Here is a 17,411-nt window from a genome sequence, read left to right on the forward strand (position 1 = left end):
TTAATGACGTCTGGATCCGTCCTCCGGTTTCAAGAATCCTTGGCCGGCCTACGGCAACGGAACCGTCCGGTAGAACCGCTTCTGCGAACCAGCGCTGCCAGAATCATACACCTTGATCTCACCTGTAGAATTCATATTCGTCGCAAAGGGTATCCAGGTTGACAGATTCGTGGAGTACTCGCTCCGGTATTGCATCCCCACCTGCCCTTCCACCGTCAGTTCCCACATGCCGTTCTGCATCTGATTCAAACTCACGGTTGGCACATTCTGCGAACCAAGTTGCACATTTGTGAACGTGGACGTGTTGAGCACCGAATTGTTATGGCTCGTCAACGCCATCCCCACATACGCTGTGGATTCCATCGTGATGTCTGTGAACCCTGTGCTGAACCATTCCACGCCATCAAGCGATACATACCCCGTGAAACGGTTCCCCACCCGCTCCAGCTTCAACCAGCATGGTGCCGTGACTTGCTGCCCCGCCACCGCACTCGATGCGCCACCGTTGCTCACGCGTGTCTGAAACGCCGCTCCATTCAACGGTCTCAGCAGCATCAGAGCGTGCGCCGAATTCGCTGCAAGTGACCTGCGAAACATCAATCCCGCCTTCGCCCACGTGTCCGTGTTCTCCACCCCGCTTAGACGCGCAATGATCACACCATCACCCGTCCATGTCCGGTAAACGAAGTGAAACGCGTCGTTCGGATCACTGATATCCGCCCCTGATCCGCTCACGATGAATGTGCCCTCACTATATCCTGCCTCACCTCCCAACCCCACACTGCCTATGTCCGAACTCATCCATGGTGACGGCACCTCGGGCAGTGATTGCCCGCTGATCTCCGCTGTGTTTGAGTAAGGCGATTGCCCCACTCCACTGAATGCCGCCACCCGATATGCATAAGTTGGCCCCACCGCCAGATCGCTGTTCACAAACGTCGTGACATTCGGTCCCACAGTTCCGATGTTCAGGAATGGCCCTTCATTCTGGGAACGCTCGATATGAAAGCCTGTCTCATCATTCGAGTTGTCGTGCCATGCCAGTTGCACCCGCGTGCTCGTGATCGGCGTTGCCGTCAGCGCATTGGGTGCCATCGGCAGATCACACTCAGGATACAGATACACCTCATCCCATGCGGTAAGCCCCTGCGGGTCTGTCACCGTCAACCGGATGCGGTAGTAGTACGCATTTCCATCACACCCGATCGGTGAGATCACCGTCGAGGCCGAGGCACTCGTCATCACTGGCTCCGGGTGGTAATGCTCATTATGATGCAGGAACACCTGCCACGCATACGTGAGACTTCCCGCTGCCGTCTGCCCGTCACTCACTGCCGCCGTCAGATTGTAAGATGTCGACTGCGTCATCGAATAGCTTCCGCCATCATTCGGACTCGTTATATTCACTATGGGCGGCGTGTTATTCACAGAGATCAAAACCGTTGTTTGCGACGTCGCGCCATTGTTATCCGTAACCGTCAGCGTCACCACGTAACTCTTTGGTGAACTATTCGGTGCCGTGAATGTATGGGTCGGATTTGCTGCTGCAGACGTCGGCGTGCCATCACCGAAATTCCAGTGATACGTCAGCGCATGGCCTTCTGGATCGATAGAATCAACACTGCTAAACACCACCGTTAATGGTCCGGAACCGTAATACTTGTTTGCCGATGCTTCCGCCACCGGCGGCCTGTTTCCTTCGCCTATGTAGGTCACTTTTGCTATCGTCGAACCATTTACCACATAGTAAAGACTTCCGTCCTTGGGATTTGTCGCCAGGCTGAATATATTCTCTTCGCCTGTGATGAAATCCTGCACTGCCGTAGGCCGGTCATTCGCATCGAACACTATGCTCTTCACCCAGCCTTCACCGTAGTCTGCCATCATGTAAGTGTTCGCATAAGGTGGTGGAAACTCCGTACCCGTATACCATACCCCGCCGATGGCACAGTTTCCTTTGAACGTGCTGCCCGCCACCGGCGAACCGGCCGCTCCTACCGTGACCACCGTCGCAGTACCCGCTCCATTATAAGTGCCCGTTCGCGCCGGACCATTTCCATTGCGCCCCCAATCCAGCACCGGCCGCGTGTGCTCGAACTTCGGGATCGATGGCGGAATCTGCTGCGAAATATTGCACGGATTCGGAAATGAAACCGGCTGCGTCGTATCTTGCTTCAGCAGATCCACGAATTGGAAATACGGGGAACAACTTCCACCCGATAATGGATTCGGAGCCTTCAGATTCTGTATCCCGGACTCATGATAATCCGTCATCGCCTCCATTCCCTCGTAAAGCGGCCAGCCGAAATTCACACCGCCGCTCCTCGCCACATCCAGCTCCTCCCAATTGTCCCAACCTACATCACCAATATAGATCACACCCGGATTTGCATCCGCTGGTTCATGACTCCCGGTGCCAGGTCTCAACGAGATGCGAAACGGATTTCTCAATCCCAACGCCCATACGCGCGATCTTGCGGAACGCGGCGAGGCCGCATTGAAATAAGGATTCCCCACCATCCCGTTGCCTGTCACCGGATCGATCCGCAGCACCTTGCCAGCTAGAGAATCCACCATCTGCGAGCGGAACGAATCCACATTCTCCTCCGGCGTAATGATCCCATCCGCCACCGCTTGGGACACATATGCCGAGGTGTTCAATGCTCCTGGTGCCCCGCCCGTCGTACCGGCCGCATCTCCACAAGAGACCAGCAAACTCCCATCCACACCGAACGCCAGCGAACCCACCGCGTGTGTCACGTCCAAGATCGGCAATCCCGTTGTGATACTTTCGCCGATCAAGACCAACCGGCTGTTCGGATCTGCCGTACGATAACCATCGCTGGACCGTGCCGTGTAACGGGTGACTCGTCCGATTGTAGCCCGGAAATATTGGCTCGCTGTCGGCACATAATTCGCCGTTCCATATTGCGCGACATGATGAAAATCTGCCACGTATAGCAGATAGAAATATCCATTGTTCAGAAAGTTTGGATGCAGCACCACACTCATCAAACCGTGATCCCGCCAGTTCCCCACCTCATCACTAATATCCAACAACGGCGTGGACAGCTTCACTCCATTCTCCACCACCCAGACCTTTCCCGCCTTCTCCCAGACAAACATGCGCCCATTCGCATCAAACGTTAGCCCGATCGCATCCGTCCACGTACCACCAACGGTCTGTTTCGTGAAACCCGAAGGCAGATTGGCTCCGGCACATTGGCTCAGATTCGACATCGCACACAACAGTCCCGCCACCAGGACCGTCACACAACCAGCAAAGCGGCAGCCTGACATGTGCGTAGGATAAGCCATCTGGACTTCCACGCTTCCTAGGTAAACCCCTCCTCTCGAGCCCCGCAATCACCCATGCTTTACAATTCAACACCCGACCAAGACCATGTCAGGATACCGCATTCAAGTCGTTTTTATTTCCACGCCTGCAATAAAAACGAGGGGAACAGGACACTCACCCATGCTCCAAAAAACTTCGCCTTTAGAAGTCCGATTTTGAACTTTCAACCGTGAACAGGGCAGCTATTCGTTCCGCCGTGGTCTATCTGGATTCACAACTCCGGCTTGAAACTTCCCCGCCATCTCACAACACTCCCCACCAATGAATCGGATTGAAGCACGCTTCGCCAGTTTGCGCGAGAGCGGTAAAAAAGGTTTTGTCGCATACATCGGCTCAGGCGATCCTCATCTGGAGGCCACCCGCCAGCTCGCCATCGCTTTTGACCAGGCGGGCGTGGATGTCTTGGAACTCGGCGTTCCTTTCAGCGACCCCTTGGCCGATGGCATCGTGAACCAGATGGCCGCCCAGCGCGGCCTCGAATCCGGCACCACTCCTGCGAAGCTTCTCACGACCATCGCCGCGATCCGCAAAGAATCGCAAATCCCCATCGTCCTCTACGTCTATTACAACCTGCTCCACAAACGCGGCTTGAAACAGTTCATCGATGACTGCGCGCAAGCTGGGGTAGACGGCCTGCTCGTTCTCGATCTCCCGCCTGAGGAGTCTGACAACTACGAGCAACTCATGTCTGCCGCGGGCTTGAACAACATTTACCTCATCGCACCCACCACGCCTGAGAGCCGTATGGAGATCATCGCCAAGCGCGCGAAAGGCTTCATCTATTACATCTCACGCGAAGGCGTCACCGGCATGCAAGAGACCGTGGCGGATAACATCGCCAGCATGACGGCGAAGATCCGTAAATACACGAAACTCCCTATTGCCGTCGGTTTCGGCATCTCCACCCCCGATCAGGCGCGCCTCGTGGCCAGCAATGCGGAAGCCATCGTTGTGGGAAGCGCCATCGTGAACCAGATTGCACAAAACGGAAAAGAGGTGAACCTTGCGCCGAAAGTTGCCGGGTTCGTGAAGACCTTGGTAGATGCGATCAAATAACGACATCGACATGGCTTTAATGGTAGGGCTCGCTGTCCTCAGCGGGCCGCCGCCGAAGCATTTCAATGTTCAATCATCAATAGATTCAGTGACGCCCAACATTTCCCATCTTCCTCCTCCCCTCGGAGAAGAGAAAGATTGAGGATGAGGGGTGATTCCCAATCTTTAACTTTATGGCTACCTCGAAGAAACCTGTATCCTCTCAATCCGACCGTTACGTCATCATCATGGCGGGCGGTCGCGGCGAACGTTTCTGGCCGGTCAGCCGTGAAAAGACGCCGAAGCAACTCATCACTTTGCTCGGCAAGCGCTCCTTCCTGCAACAAGCCGTCGACCGCGTCCTTCCGCTCGTGCCGCTGAAGAACATCATCATCATCACGAACGAGGTGCAGGCTCCGGCAGTCCAGAAGCAACTGCCCAAGCTGCCGAAAGAAAACATCGTCGCCGAACCCGTCGGCCGTGATACCTGCGCCGCTGTGACTCTAGGTGCCGCCATCGTGGGTGCTCGTTCCACCACCGCCACCATGGCAGTGCTGCCTGCGGATCACGTCATCCCGGACGAAAAGAAATTTCAACAAGTGCTCAGCGATTGCTTTGATCTCGCCTCACGCGGCCAAGCCATCGTCACCATCGGCATCAAGCCCACTGAACCCGCCACCGGCTACGGCTACATCCATGTCGGCGAGCAGCTCCCGCCACCGCATGGTGTGAAGTCTTACAAGACCGGTTTCGCCCGTGCCGAGAAGTTCGTCGAGAAGCCTTACTACGAGAAGGCGCTGGAATATCTCCAGAGCGGTCAATATCGCTGGAATGCCGGCATGTTCATCTGGTCCTTTGTGACCATCACGGAAGCGTTGCAAAAGCATCAACCGGAGATGCTCGCTGCCTGCCATCGTTGGTTCGATGCCGCCAAGTCTCCTGCCAAACTCAGGAAGGTGCTGGCTAAGGAATATCCTGAGATCAAGAAAATCTCCATCGACTTCGCGCTCATGGAAAAGGCGCACAACGTCGTCGTGGCGGATGGCGCGTTCGCTTGGGATGACCTCGGTGCCTGGCCCGCTCTGGCCCATCACATCAAGCCGGATGCGGAAGGCAACTGCGCCGTAGGCGACTTCATCCACGTGGATGCCGCTCGTAACGTTGTCTACGATGCCCGCACGAAAAACCGTACCCCAATCTGCCTCGTGGGCCTGAAAGATTCTATCGTCGTGCAAACGGATGACGCCACACTCGTCGCCCACAAATCCCAGTCGCAGAAGATCAAAGAACTGGTCAAGAAGCTGAGTGAAGATGCCAAGCTCAAGAAGCTGGTGTGATCCAAGCCCGAAGTTTCATGTTCAAAGTTTGAGCATTGGAAGCACCTTGAGCGTCCAAGCTTTCGCCGAACCATAACTTTGAATGACCTTCGAACTGCAAACTTTGAACTAGAATCCCTCTGGTTCCTCATTATCCTCCCCCCTCATGCTCCGTAAATTCGTTGCCTTAACTGCTGTTTTGGCGTCGCTAGCTCCCGCCGCGACGTCCGTTCGTGCTGCCGAGAATCAAGCCGCCCGCTCTGGTCCTAAAGTCATGCCCGCCTCCGAGGAAGGTGTGAACGCCATGAAAGGCTTCCAGCTTCCCACGGGTTACAAGGTGGAGCTCGCCGCTGCTGAACCACTCTTCGCGAACCCCGTCTCTTTCACCATCGACGAACAGGGCCGCTTCTACGTAGCCGAGACGTTCCGCTTCAGCGCGGGCGTGTTGGATATCCGCGGCATCATGCACTGGCTGGATGAAGAGCTCGCCTCCAAGTCCGTCGCCGAACGCATCGCCTACACCCGCCGTCATGCCGGTCAAAAAGGTGAGAAACCGTTGAACTGGTTCACTGATAACGAAGACCGCATCTCCATCGTCTGGGACAGCAATGGCGATGGCGTCGCCGAAACCTCCTCCGTGCTTTCCACCTTTAGCGAAGAGGCCGATGGCATCGGCTCCGGCGTTCTCACGCGCAAAGGCAAGGTCTGGTACACGAACATCCCTCACCTCTGGCAGCTCGAAGACAAGAACGGCGACGGCAAGGCCGACGTGAAGAAAAGCCTGAGCTACGGCTACGGCGTGCGCTTCGGCTTCCTCGGCCATGACAGCCACGGCTTGCGCATCGGACCCGATGGCCGCCTCTACTACTCCATCGGCGATCGTGGCGCACACATTGAGTTGCCCAATGGCAAAGTCGTGGAAAATCTCGAAGAAGGCGCTATCTACCGCTGCGAACAGGATGGTTCCAATCTGGAGATCTTCTATCGCGGCCTGCGCAATCCGCAGGAACTCGTGTTCGATGACCTCGGCAATCTCTGGACCTGCGATAACAACTCTGATGCTGGCGATCCCGCCCGTGTGGTGTATGCCGCTCAAGATGGTGACAGCGGCTGGCGCATCGGCTGGCAGTTCATCGAGCGCCCCATGCGCCGTGGTTCTTGGCTCGGCGAACGCCTTTGCTACGAATACTTCAAGGACCGCGCCGCTTACACCGTCCCTCCCGTGTCCAGCAAGGTCGGTAACGGCCCCAGCGGTCTGACGTACGATCCCGGCATCGCCCTCACGGAAGAATGGCGCGGACGTTTCTTCCTCGCGAACTTCAGCGGTAACCCGAACAGCGGTATCTACAGCTTCGCCGTGGAACCCCTCGGTTCCGGCTTTGCTCTCAAGGATAACAAGAAATTCTGGTGGAACTTCCTGCCGACAGACATCGAGTTCGGCTATGACGGCGCCATCTACGCCACCGACTGGGTGAACGGCTGGAGCGGCTTGGGCAAAGGCCGCATCTACCGCCTCTCGCATCCGGATGAGCGCAGCAAACCAGCCGCCGCCGAAGTGAAACAAATCTTCGCAGAAGGTTTCGATAAACGTTCCACCACGGAGCTCGTGAAGCTCATCGCCCACGCCGATCAGCGCGTCCGTCAGGAAGCGCAGTTCGCTCTCGTGGACAAAAAGGCTGAGAAAGAACTCAGCAACGTGGCCGCCTCTGGCCCGACGCTTCACTCCCGCCTGCACGCCATCTGGGGCCTCGGCCAGCTCGCCCGCCAAGGCCGCTCTGTGGACCTCAACGCCTTGTTGAAAGACAAAGAAACCGAAGTCCGCGCGCAGACGCTCAAGATCATCGCGGACGCCAAGCTCTCGAAGTATCAGAAGCAAGTGCTCGCCGGTCTTGCGGATAATCAAGTCCGCGTGCGCTACTTCGCCGCTCTCGCTGCTGGCAAACTCGGTGATAAATCCAGCGTCCCCGATCTGCTCGCCGTCATCAAAGATAACGACGACAAAGACCCGTGGCTGCGCAATGCATGCGTCGTCGGTCTGACCGGTTGCGCCAAGGCCGCTGACCTGGCCAAACTCTCGAACGATGCCTCCGCCGCCGTGCGCCTCGCAGCCACCGTCGCTTTGCGTCGTCTGGAATCTCCCGAACTCAGCCGCTTCCTCGCGGATAAAGATCCTCGCGTCGTAGCCGAAGCCGCACGCGCCATCAATGACATCCCGGTCGTCGCCGCCCTGCCCGCCCTCGCCAGCCTCACGGCTCGTGTGAGCGAATTCTCCAGCCTGCCAAGCGGCAGCAATACCGAACCGACTCCCCGTGATGCGATCCTGCGCCGCGTTATCAACGCGAACTTCCGCCTCGGCACCACGACCAATGCCGACGCCGTCAGCGCCCTCGCCGATGATGAACGCGTGCCGGAAAACATCCGTGTGGAAGCCCTCACGCAACTGGGTGAATGGTCTGCTCCGAGCGGTCGCGATCAAGTCAGCGGCCTCTGGCGCCCTTTGCAAAAGCGCGCTGCCCCGGATGCTACTCATCTCGAACCGATGGCTGTGAAACTCATCACCAGCCAATCCTCAGCCACCACCAAGATCGCCTTGCTGGAAACCGCTCAGAAGCTTAACTGGAAGACCTTGAGCGATGCCGCCTTCACCTTGGTTAGCGATGAGAAGGCCGATAAAAAGCTTCGCGTAGCCGCTCTGCAATACATGGGTGCCAGCAAGTCACCCAAGCTCACTGACGCCGTGCACGTCGCCAGCCAGGACAAGGCTGAAGAACTCCGAACCGCCGCCACCAAGCTCGCTGCCTCCGTCGGCGGTGGTACCGGTGCCGTAGCTACTCTGGCGAATGTATTGAAGAGCGGTGGCACCCGTGAGAAACAGGCTGCATTCACCACGGTTGCGACGGTTGCAGGCAAAGATGCTGCCACCCTGCTCAATCAGTGGCTGGATGAACTCATCGCCGGCAAAGTGGCCAAGGAACTGCAACTGGATCTCATCGAAGCTGCCAGCAAACGTCCTGAAACGGATGTGAAGGAACGCTTGGCGAAGTTCGACAAAGCCCGTCAAGATGACGGTGGCTTGGGTGCTTACGCTGAATGCTTCAGCGGTGGCGACAAGGACGCTGGCCGCAAGATCTTCGTGGAGAAACTCGAAGTCTCCTGCATCCGCTGCCATCGCGTGCAAGGTGCTGAAGGTGGCGATGCCGGTCCGAACCTCGGCGACATAGGCAAACGCCAAGACCGCCGCTACATCCTTGAATCCGTCATCTTCCCGAACAAGGTTGTGGCTGCCGGTTTCGAGAACGTCACTGTCAGTCTGAAAGACGGTCGCAACTTCGTAGGCGTGGTGAAGGAAGACACCAAGGAAACCCTCGGCCTGCTCGTCAATGAAGACGGCGAGATGAAGGTGATGAAGTTCAAGCAGGCAGACATCGCCTCCCGCGCCAAGGGCCTCTCCGGCATGCCAGACACCATCAAGGACATGCTGACCAAGCGCGAGATCCGCGATCTGGTCGAATACCTGGTGAACCAGAAGTAAGTCCGGCTCAACAATTCAAAAGCCCGGTCTGACCTCGTCAGACCGGGCTTTTTGCCATCAAAGCATCTAAAAAAAGGGACATCAAATAATCAAACCAGATGGAAATGTTACCTCCTTCTCCTCGGGGAGAAGGCCGGAATGAGGGGAAAGGAACCGTGATAAAATCAGCCATTCCCAATCACACCACCGTCTGCTGCATTACGACGTCTTGATCGGACGCCCCGTCACAAAGTACGTGGCCACCTTGTCCTTGCCCACCGTAAGCGTTTTGCCTTCCTTAAAAACGAACTTGTCCGCCAGGCTGTCATGGATCACCTGGTTCACCTGAATGCCTGTGGCCGGAGCCGTATTTTCCAACTCACGTGCGATATTGACCGTCTGGCCCCAGAGGTAATAGAGGAACTTCTTCCGGCCCACGATACCAGCCATCACCGGCCCAGTGCAGATACCTACACGCACCTTGAAATCCACACCATTGCGGCTGTTGAAGCGGTTCGTGATGCGCAGCATCTCCATCGCCACTTCCACCGCCGCTTGCGCATGATCTTCGCGAGGTGAAGGCACACCCGCCACCGCCATGTAGGAATCACCCACCGTGCGGATGCGCTCCATCGCATGCATATCCACCAGCCAGTCGAACCCGGAGAAAATATCGTTCAGCAACTGCACCATGCGCTCCGGCGGATACTGCTTGGACAGATGCTCAAAATCCACGATGTCCGCAAAGAGCACCGTCGCCTCATCAAACGTATCCGCGATGGTCGTCTCGCCGTTCTTCAAGCGCTCGGCGATCGCTTTCGGCAGGATGCAATGGAGCAAACGATCTGATTTCTCACGTTCTACCCGCAACTCCGCTGTGTAAGCCTGTTCACGATCCCGCAGACGTTTCTTTTCCAGTGAAGCTGAGATACGCGCTTTGAGCAGAACGGGATTGAACGGCTTCGGCAAATAATCCTCCGCGCCCGCCTCGATGCAATTCACCGCCGCATCGATCTCATCCATCGCGGAGATCATGATCACCGGCAGATGACGCAGCTCCATGTCTGACTTGAGCTGCTGAAGCGTCTCAAACCCGTTCATCACCGGCATGAGCACATCAAGCAAGATGAGATCGAATTCGCTGATCTTGAGCATTGTCAAGCCATCCAGACCGTTTTCCGCCTCGGTGACCTTATACCCCAAACGCTCCAAACGTCTCCCGAGCATGTTGCGGTTCATCTCATTATCATCGATCAGCAGAATACGTCCATCGGCTGCTGCCACATCGGCTTTGCGAATGAATGTGGTCCCGCTTCCCAGAGTGGCTGCTGCTGAAGCACCGGGGAGGGATTTCCGGGTGGTGGTATTGATTTGCGCAGGGAAACTCTGGCTGTTGAACATCGTCAACAGGTTGTGCGCCGCCGCAGTGATCTTTTGCAGATCCGAGGTGATGCGTTGGTTGCCAGAATCTTCCATCATCTCCTGGCTCAACTCCGCATAGCCGATGATGAGGTTCAACGGCGTGCGCATCTCCAGCCGCATGCTGTCGAGATCCACCCTGCCCGTCTCGATCTTCCACGGGGCCAATCCTTCATTGATCAACGCCAGCAACTGTCCGCCCGCCGTATGGATCTTCTGCAAATCCGGCAGCAGATGTTCCTGTCCCAGATCGGAAAGATCCTCCTGCAACATCTCACAGTAGCCGATGATCTGGTTCAACGGCGTGCGCAAACTATGCCGCACACCAGACAGCTCATCAGTCTCACCCATCTGATGATCAACCTCAAGCTGACCGGGTATCGATGCTGGATCGGACATAGCGATTGGGATTTAAAATTCCGGCTCAGGCAGCTCCGTGCTTCTTCAGCAGTGCCTCCACCTTTTCCAGTAGGCGAGGCAGCTCGATCGGCTTCGTATCGTAATCATCGCAACCGGCTTCCAAAGCCTTCTCACGATCACCGGCCATGGCGTGCGCGGTCAATGCGATGACAGGTATCTTGCTCGTCACCGGAAACGATTTGATAAGTTTCGTGGCTTCCCAGCCGTCCAGCACGGGCAGGCTCATGTCCATGAGGATCAGGTCGGGATTCTCGCTCTGCGCCTTGGCTACGCCTTCGTTGCCATCCACGGCCATCACCACCGCATAGCCGCGACGTTCCAGGCGGCGGGATAACATGTCCCGGTTCATCTCGTTGTCTTCCACCAGCAATATCTTCGCCATAAAATTTATTCGTTCGCGGTCGCCTTTTTCATATCTTTCTTAGCCCCATTGGCGCTGGATTCCACAAAGGAACTCACCAACTGCCGCACATCCGACATCAATTGCTCCTGTTGATAACTGCCTTTGCGCATGATCTTGGTCACGTTGCCATTGAGCCGTTGATAATCCTTAGCCGTAAGTTCCATCGCCGTGATCACCACCACCGGGATGTCCTTCCATTCCGTCACTTCACGCAGTTGCGCTACAAACTCAAACCCATCCATCTCCGGCATCATCAAATCCAACAGGATGAGGGATGGACGCTTTTCATTCACCCGCGCCAAGGCTTGCTGGCCATTCCCCGCTTCCATCACCGTCCATCCGTCGCGTTCCAGCAGCACGCGCATGAATTGCCGCACGCCTTCCTCGTCCTCCACTATCAACACCAGAGAATCATCCGAGGTTCGCCGGTATTTCCGCAGCAGGTTCGAAAGTTTGTCCCGGTCGATCGGCTTCGTCAGGTAATCCGCCGCCCCCAAGGCAAAGCCCATGTGCTTGTCCTCGATCATAGAAAGCATCACTACCGGTATTTCGCTTAGAATCGGGTCATTCTTCAGGGACGAAAGCACATTCCAACCGTCCATCTCCGGCATCATCACATCCAGTATGATGACATCTGGTTTGATCTCCCGGGCTTTCTTCAAACCTTCACGTCCTGACTGCACGCCATTTACTTTGAAGCCCTGGCGCTGCAACAGGCGCTTCAACAGATCGTGAATCGTCGGATCATCATCGATCACCAGCACACTGCCGACAGAAGGCTCCACACTCGTCAGAGGCGCTGTTTTGGCTGGTTCTATTGTCGACACCTCCGGCGCAGTGGGTGAAGCCACCTTTGAAGGTATCTTGAAGGTGAACGTAGAGCCTTTCTTGAACACGCTCGCCACCGTCGTATCGCCGCCCATCATCCGTGAAAAATGTCGTGTGATGGCCAGTCCCAATCCCGTTCCGCCAAACTTCTTCGTCGTCCCCGCATCAGCTTGCACAAATGCCTGGAACAAACGGTCCATTTGTTCCTGCGTCATGCCGATGCCTGTATCAATGACTTTGAAATGGATCCATTCCCGGCCATCGATCTCCACCACTCTCGCAGCCTCGAGCTTGATCAATCCATTGTTCGTGAATTTGGAAGCATTGCTCAAGAGATTGAACAATCCTTGCCGGACTTTCGTCATGTCCGCATACATCGTCCCGATGTCATCCGGGAATACCATCTCCAGGCGGTTGGAATTCTTGGCGACCAACGGCGTGATGGTATTGGAGACCTCGCGGACAAGCTGGCCGATGCCAAACGTCTCCAAATAAAGATCCATTTTGCCGGACTCGATCTTGGAGATGTCCAGCACATCATTGATCAATCCCAGCAGATGTTTGCCGGCGGAGTGGACCTTGTTGAGGTCCTCCACAAACGATTGCTCACCCAAATCCTCGGCCTCCTCCTTCAGCATTTCACTGTATCCGATGATCGCATTCAACGGCGTGCGAAGCTCATGGCTCATGTTCGCCAGAAACGCGCTCTTGGTCTGGTTGGCCACCTCGGCTGCTTCCTTCGCGTCCTGAGCTTCACGGGTTGCCTGTCGCAAGGCGGATGTGCGCTCTTCCACGCGCTGCTCCAGCTGCGCATTTGCATCCTCCGTGCGTTTGTTCGCAGCCTGCAATGCTGCGTCCCGCTGCTGGATATCCGCCAGCATGTGATTGAACGCCTCTATCATCTGGCCGATCTCATCTTCGCTGATCTTGCGTGCGCGCACCGAGTAATCATTATTTTCCGAGACAGATTTGGCCGTCCGGGCCAGCTCCAGAATCGGATCAGTGATGATGCGCTGCAACCGGAAGGAGAACAACAAGGCCATCAGGCATGCGATCAAGGAGGAGATGATGACAATCTGAGCATACTGCACCACACGGTCGGCGAACTTCTCTGCGAGATCCGCCTTGAGGTAAACCGTGCCCAATTGCTTGCCGTTATGCAGCACCGGCTCAAACAGAGTAAGCGTCCTGTCATCAAACCGGACACGGACCTTGGATGGCTCCCGGGGAATGAATTCACCACCTTGCAAAGGCAGATATTTTGCCACCAGATCATTGGTCTCACCATAAAGACAGGCGGCCATCACACTCGGCTCATTCTTCAAATAGTCGAATGGATCACGCACCTTCTGGTCGGCACTTTTTTGCAACAGCACGAGCGTGCTGTTCACCTTGGCATGCTCCGCCAGCGATGTAAGTTTTTGCACCTGGGCCTGACGGAAGGTATATTCCTCATAACCGACGATGGCACCACATGCGATAAGCAAAGTGATGACACTGGTCAGCATGTTGACCGCCGTCACCTTCCATTGAAATGGCAAACGCCTGAACATACCTATACGGTGCCGCACAACTCACGCCTTAACCACGTCAGGATCAGAATGGAATGGCCCTATAATCGGCCCGTTCTTCCACTCTGTACAACGGCTTCCATCCTGCAAGAGTAAAACGGTGAGCAAGGCTAACCCAGTCAGCCCAGCCAAACACCATAATCGTTTGCTCTCTGCCTCCACTCCACTTGTGTCTCCTAACGTGCGATATAAGTAACAAACAGGAGTCCACCGTAAAACGCAACACATTTACATCTATAACCCATTGAAAACAGGTTAGTTACCATTTATTGCGAAAAATATTGCATAAATTGCCCCAAGGCGACCTTTCTAAGGATAATCACTTGAATTTAATGCGCTTGCAAAAATTCCGTTGGCCCTGAATGCGATTGGAGGTTAAAGGTTTTACCAGGATGCACCCGCGCATTGAAATAGTTTCCGGTGATTTGACGAAGCTGGCAATTGACGCAATCGTCAATGCGGCGAACAGTTCTTTGCTGGGTGGTGGTGGGGTAGATGGAGCCATTCATCGCGGTGCGGGACCGGAACTTTATGAGGAGTGCAAAAAACTGAAAGGCTGTCCGACAGGGGAAGCCAAAATCACTTTAGGTTACAATCTGCCGGCAAAGCATGTCATCCACACGGTGGGTCCAATCTGGAATGGCGGCGAACGCAATGAGGATGAAAAACTCGCCCGCTGTTACCGCAACAGCCTGAATGTCGCATTGCAAAACGGACTTAAGACAATCGCCTTCCCCGCGATCAGTACCGGTGCCTACGGCTTCCCCATGGACCGCGCCACCAAGATCGCCATTCGCGAGGCCATCGCATTTCTCGCCGTCAATCCAGACTTTGAGAAAGTTATCTTCTGCTGCTTCGGCCCCGCCGCGTTCCGTCTATATCAGGACACTTTGACAGAATTGACCGACATCCCACACCTCTGATTCCTGTCACGAGATGGCTGGAACGATCACTTCATTGCCTATGGCAGCTCCCGGATGAATACGTTCTTGAAATGCACCGGCGTCTTGTGTGCCTGCAATTCGATCGGCCCCCATGGATACAGAGGTTTGTCACGTTCCCAATAATTTTCCACAGCAGTGCCCGTTTTCTTCTTCGCGTCGTAAGTCACCAGTTCATCATTCAGGAACACCATCACCTTGTCCCCGATCATCACCATGCGCATGCGATTCCACTCACCCACAAAATAATCTGCCCGTTTCAGCGGCTTGTCCGCATTCACCTTGTTGTTAAAAAGTCCGCCCGAGCCCACCGGCTCATCCCATATCTGGATTTGCGGCGTTCCCCGCACATATACGCCGCTGTCGCCTTTTTCCTGAATCTTCCAATCCAGCACCATTTCGAAGTTACCATACTCACGCACTGTGCAAAGATTATCGAAGCCATCGCCCACGTAGCTCAACACACCGCGATTCACCACCCAGTTCTTCTCCATCAACTTATCAGCTTCCACCTGCTTGCGCGCCCATTCATCGATCGGCAACGCCTTGCGCTTCACCGGATCTTCCACCAATCCCTGCCAACCCTTGAGATCGAATCCGCTGAACAACCGCTTGAAACCAGCTGGCACACGGTTCGCGATCTCCGGCTTCACAAACTCCTTCACACGGATGTTACGGAACTCCACATAATCCGTGTGACCTAGCAAGGCGATGTGGCCTTTCTCACGGAAGATGCCTGGATGTTTCTGGATCACCTCCGTGTCCGTCACATCATTCAGGTCGCCATCCACCACCACCTTGCCATTCACCTTCACCTGGATCTTGCGTCCGATGCAAGTGATCTCCTGCTCATTCCACTCGCCGAGAGGCTTCAACGTCGTGCGCTTCGCCGGGATCACTCCATAAACCGAGCCATGCACCTGCCAAGGCTTCAAATCCTTGTACTTCGGATCCGTGTCATCCAATATCTGTATCTCCATCCCGTCATAAGAAATGTTCTTCTCCGCGTAAGGGGCACGGATGCCCACACCATTGTTACCCGCCGCTTGCAGTTTGAACTCCAGCCGCAGCGTGAAATCCTCGTATTGCTTGTCCGTGACGAGATTGCCCGCCACTCCCTTGGCGGCGAAAATCACGCCATCCTTCACGCCGTAGTCGCTCTCTTTTCCACCCAAGCGCGTCCAGCCCTTGAGCGATTGCCCATCGAACAGGCTCACAAAGCCCTTCTCCGATTTCGCCTGCACATTCACCACGCCGCCGAGCATCAATGCCAGCAGCAGAATTCCAGTTTGCTTAAGTACGACTCGCATAAATAAAAAGATGCCAAAATTTGTCCAGCCCACCAAGGCCAATTTCCTACTCTTTCGTTACCGCTAACATGTCCAAAGTCACTGTCCGCCCTGACATTCCCGCTCCCCGCACAGCCGCTTTGGAAGCCGCTGGCGGTCGCGCCGGATCGTAGTAATCCGGACGCACTTCGTTCAGGCGACGATTCGTATCATCGCTGGCCACATAATATGTCGCCTTCACCAAATGACGCAAATCGCTCCCCGCAGATTCACTCAATCGCCGTAATTCACCGAAGACTGCCTTCAACTGCGCATCACCCGTGGTCGCCACTTCACCATACAGTCCGCTGATGTAAACGTCCTTGCCTCCATTGACCCGCGCGATACGGCTGTAAACTGGCGATGCTTTCACCTCCGGCGGCGTCAGATATTCCACCACCGGCAATTGGCTCTCCGCCTTCGGCAACGCCACGATCATCTCGATCTCCACCGGCAGCGTAGAAGTCCACTCCACCAGACTCACCACGGGCATCTGCCCCTGAGGATAACGCTTTCGCATTTCCTCCATCACCACGCCCTGATCGGTCATCGGATTCAAAAACGCTTTGATCTGCACCACTTGCGCCGGTTGCGCTTTCAGAAAATCCAGCACCCCCCACAACTGCTTCATTGTCTCATCCGTAGCGGTCGTCATCGTTCCCTTCCCCGCCATTCCTGACACATACGCTTTGCTTCCCGCAGGCATGAACGTCACATGACTGCCTCCCGGAACCGCGTGCACATCCGTCAACTGCACCGACTCTACCTTCCCGACATTCTTCAATGAAACCACCACCGCATCCAAAGATAACAACGCCCCATCCTTCAATAATTGCCCGCGCACATAGGAAACCGCTGGCAGATTCTTTCCAAACCTCCGGCGAACCTCCGTCCTCACTTCACCACTCACCTCATCATCCGCCACATACACATTCAACTTCACAACGGATTCGCGCTTCGATTGCGCTGCTGCAAGCACCTTATCCAACAGATCAAACACCGCTTCCGTCTGCTTATAAGGATCACCCACGTGCAAAACTTTCCCCTGCAAATCCATCGGCAACAACTGCGCCGTATGCGCCAATGTCGCACCACTTACCACCACCGCCCCCGCCCTGCCCTTCGCGATATCCTCATCCACCCTTTTGATGTCTGCCCCGTTCAAATTCAGCGCGCAGATCAAAACCATGAGCACCCATCCCCCTATCGACGTTCGGAGTTCGATGTTATCGCCAGCCGGTGCAACCGGTGTTGGATGTTTCTTCATGTCCAATTTCCCAT

General features: G+C 55.5%; 10 protein-coding genes. 4 read left to right on the top strand and 6 right to left on the bottom strand.

The window, feature by feature from the left end:
- Positions 1-48 precede the first annotated feature (48 nt).
- On the bottom strand, positions 49-3,330 hold the full coding sequence (locus VGH19_19535; GenBank protein HEY1173566.1) for a PQQ-dependent sugar dehydrogenase: 3,282 nt from the start codon (positions 3,328-3,330) through the stop codon (positions 49-51).
- A 289-nt stretch (positions 3,331-3,619) separates the two neighbouring features.
- On the opposite strand from VGH19_19535, the gene trpA reads away from it, so the two are divergent.
- From trpA to VGH19_19550, 3 genes are all read left to right on the top strand, one after another.
- Entirely contained in the window at positions 3,620-4,414 is a 795-nt protein-coding gene (gene trpA / locus VGH19_19540) for a tryptophan synthase subunit alpha (GenBank protein HEY1173567.1), read from the top strand.
- A gap of 173 nt (positions 4,415-4,587) precedes the next feature.
- The gene (locus tag VGH19_19545; GenBank protein HEY1173568.1) at positions 4,588-5,730 is read left to right on the top strand and encodes a sugar phosphate nucleotidyltransferase; all 1,143 of its coding nucleotides are present in this window, start codon (positions 4,588-4,590) and stop codon (positions 5,728-5,730) included.
- A gap of 178 nt (positions 5,731-5,908) precedes the next feature.
- A complete protein-coding gene (locus VGH19_19550; protein HEY1173569.1) occupies positions 5,909-9,241 on the top strand; it encodes a HEAT repeat domain-containing protein in 3,333 nt (1,110 codons plus the stop codon).
- A 198-nt stretch (positions 9,242-9,439) separates the two neighbouring features.
- Here VGH19_19550 and VGH19_19555 read toward each other — a convergent pair whose 3' ends face one another.
- Genes VGH19_19555 through VGH19_19565 form a run of 3 tightly spaced genes read right to left on the bottom strand, consistent with a single transcriptional unit; the run spans position 9,440 to position 13,861 of the window.
- Entirely contained in the window at positions 9,440-11,038 is a 1,599-nt protein-coding gene (locus VGH19_19555; protein ID HEY1173570.1) for an adenylate/guanylate cyclase domain-containing protein, read from the bottom strand.
- Positions 11,039-11,063: 25 nt separating this feature from the next.
- A complete protein-coding gene (locus VGH19_19560; protein HEY1173571.1) occupies positions 11,064-11,441 on the bottom strand; it encodes a response regulator in 378 nt (125 codons plus the stop codon).
- A gap of 5 nt (positions 11,442-11,446) precedes the next feature.
- Positions 11,447-13,861, bottom strand: coding sequence for a response regulator (locus tag VGH19_19565; GenBank protein ID HEY1173572.1), 2,415 nt, complete (start codon positions 13,859-13,861; stop codon positions 11,447-11,449).
- Between the two features lie 392 nt (positions 13,862-14,253).
- On the opposite strand from VGH19_19565, the gene VGH19_19570 reads away from it, so the two are divergent.
- The gene (locus VGH19_19570) at positions 14,254-14,784 is read left to right on the top strand and encodes an O-acetyl-ADP-ribose deacetylase (protein HEY1173573.1); all 531 of its coding nucleotides are present in this window, start codon (positions 14,254-14,256) and stop codon (positions 14,782-14,784) included.
- A 38-nt stretch (positions 14,785-14,822) separates the two neighbouring features.
- Here VGH19_19570 and VGH19_19575 read toward each other — a convergent pair whose 3' ends face one another.
- A complete protein-coding gene (locus VGH19_19575) occupies positions 14,823-16,112 on the bottom strand; it encodes a DUF1080 domain-containing protein (GenBank protein ID HEY1173574.1) in 1,290 nt (429 codons plus the stop codon).
- Positions 16,113-16,158: 46 nt separating this feature from the next.
- Complete coding sequence (locus tag VGH19_19580) at positions 16,159-17,397, bottom strand: RidA family protein (protein ID HEY1173575.1); 1,239 nt, start codon at positions 17,395-17,397, stop codon at positions 16,159-16,161.
- Between the last annotated feature and the right edge of the window lie 14 nt (positions 17,398-17,411).

It is taken from the genome of Verrucomicrobiia bacterium (assembly GCA_036405135.1).
GTDB lineage: Bacteria > Verrucomicrobiota > Verrucomicrobiia > Limisphaerales > JAEYXS01 > JAEYXS01.

Bases quoted from the DNA above. Each gene is read 5' to 3' on its own strand.
- trpA (HEY1173567.1), top strand. From the start codon at position 3,620: ATGAATCGGATTGAAGCACGCTTCGCCAGTTTGCGCGAGAGCGGTAAA.
- VGH19_19560 (HEY1173571.1), bottom strand. From the start codon at position 11,441: ATGGCGAAGATATTGCTGGTGGAAGACAACGAGATGAACCGGGACATG.
- VGH19_19570 (HEY1173573.1), top strand. From the start codon at position 14,254: ATGCACCCGCGCATTGAAATAGTTTCCGGTGATTTGACGAAGCTGGCA.
- VGH19_19545 (HEY1173568.1), top strand. From the start codon at position 4,588: ATGGCTACCTCGAAGAAACCTGTATCCTCTCAATCCGACCGTTACGTC.
- VGH19_19580 (HEY1173575.1), bottom strand. From the start codon at position 17,397: ATGAAGAAACATCCAACACCGGTTGCACCGGCTGGCGATAACATCGAA.
- VGH19_19555 (HEY1173570.1), bottom strand. From the start codon at position 11,038: ATGTCCGATCCAGCATCGATACCCGGTCAGCTTGAGGTTGATCATCAG.
- VGH19_19575 (HEY1173574.1), bottom strand. From the start codon at position 16,112: ATGCGAGTCGTACTTAAGCAAACTGGAATTCTGCTGCTGGCATTGATG.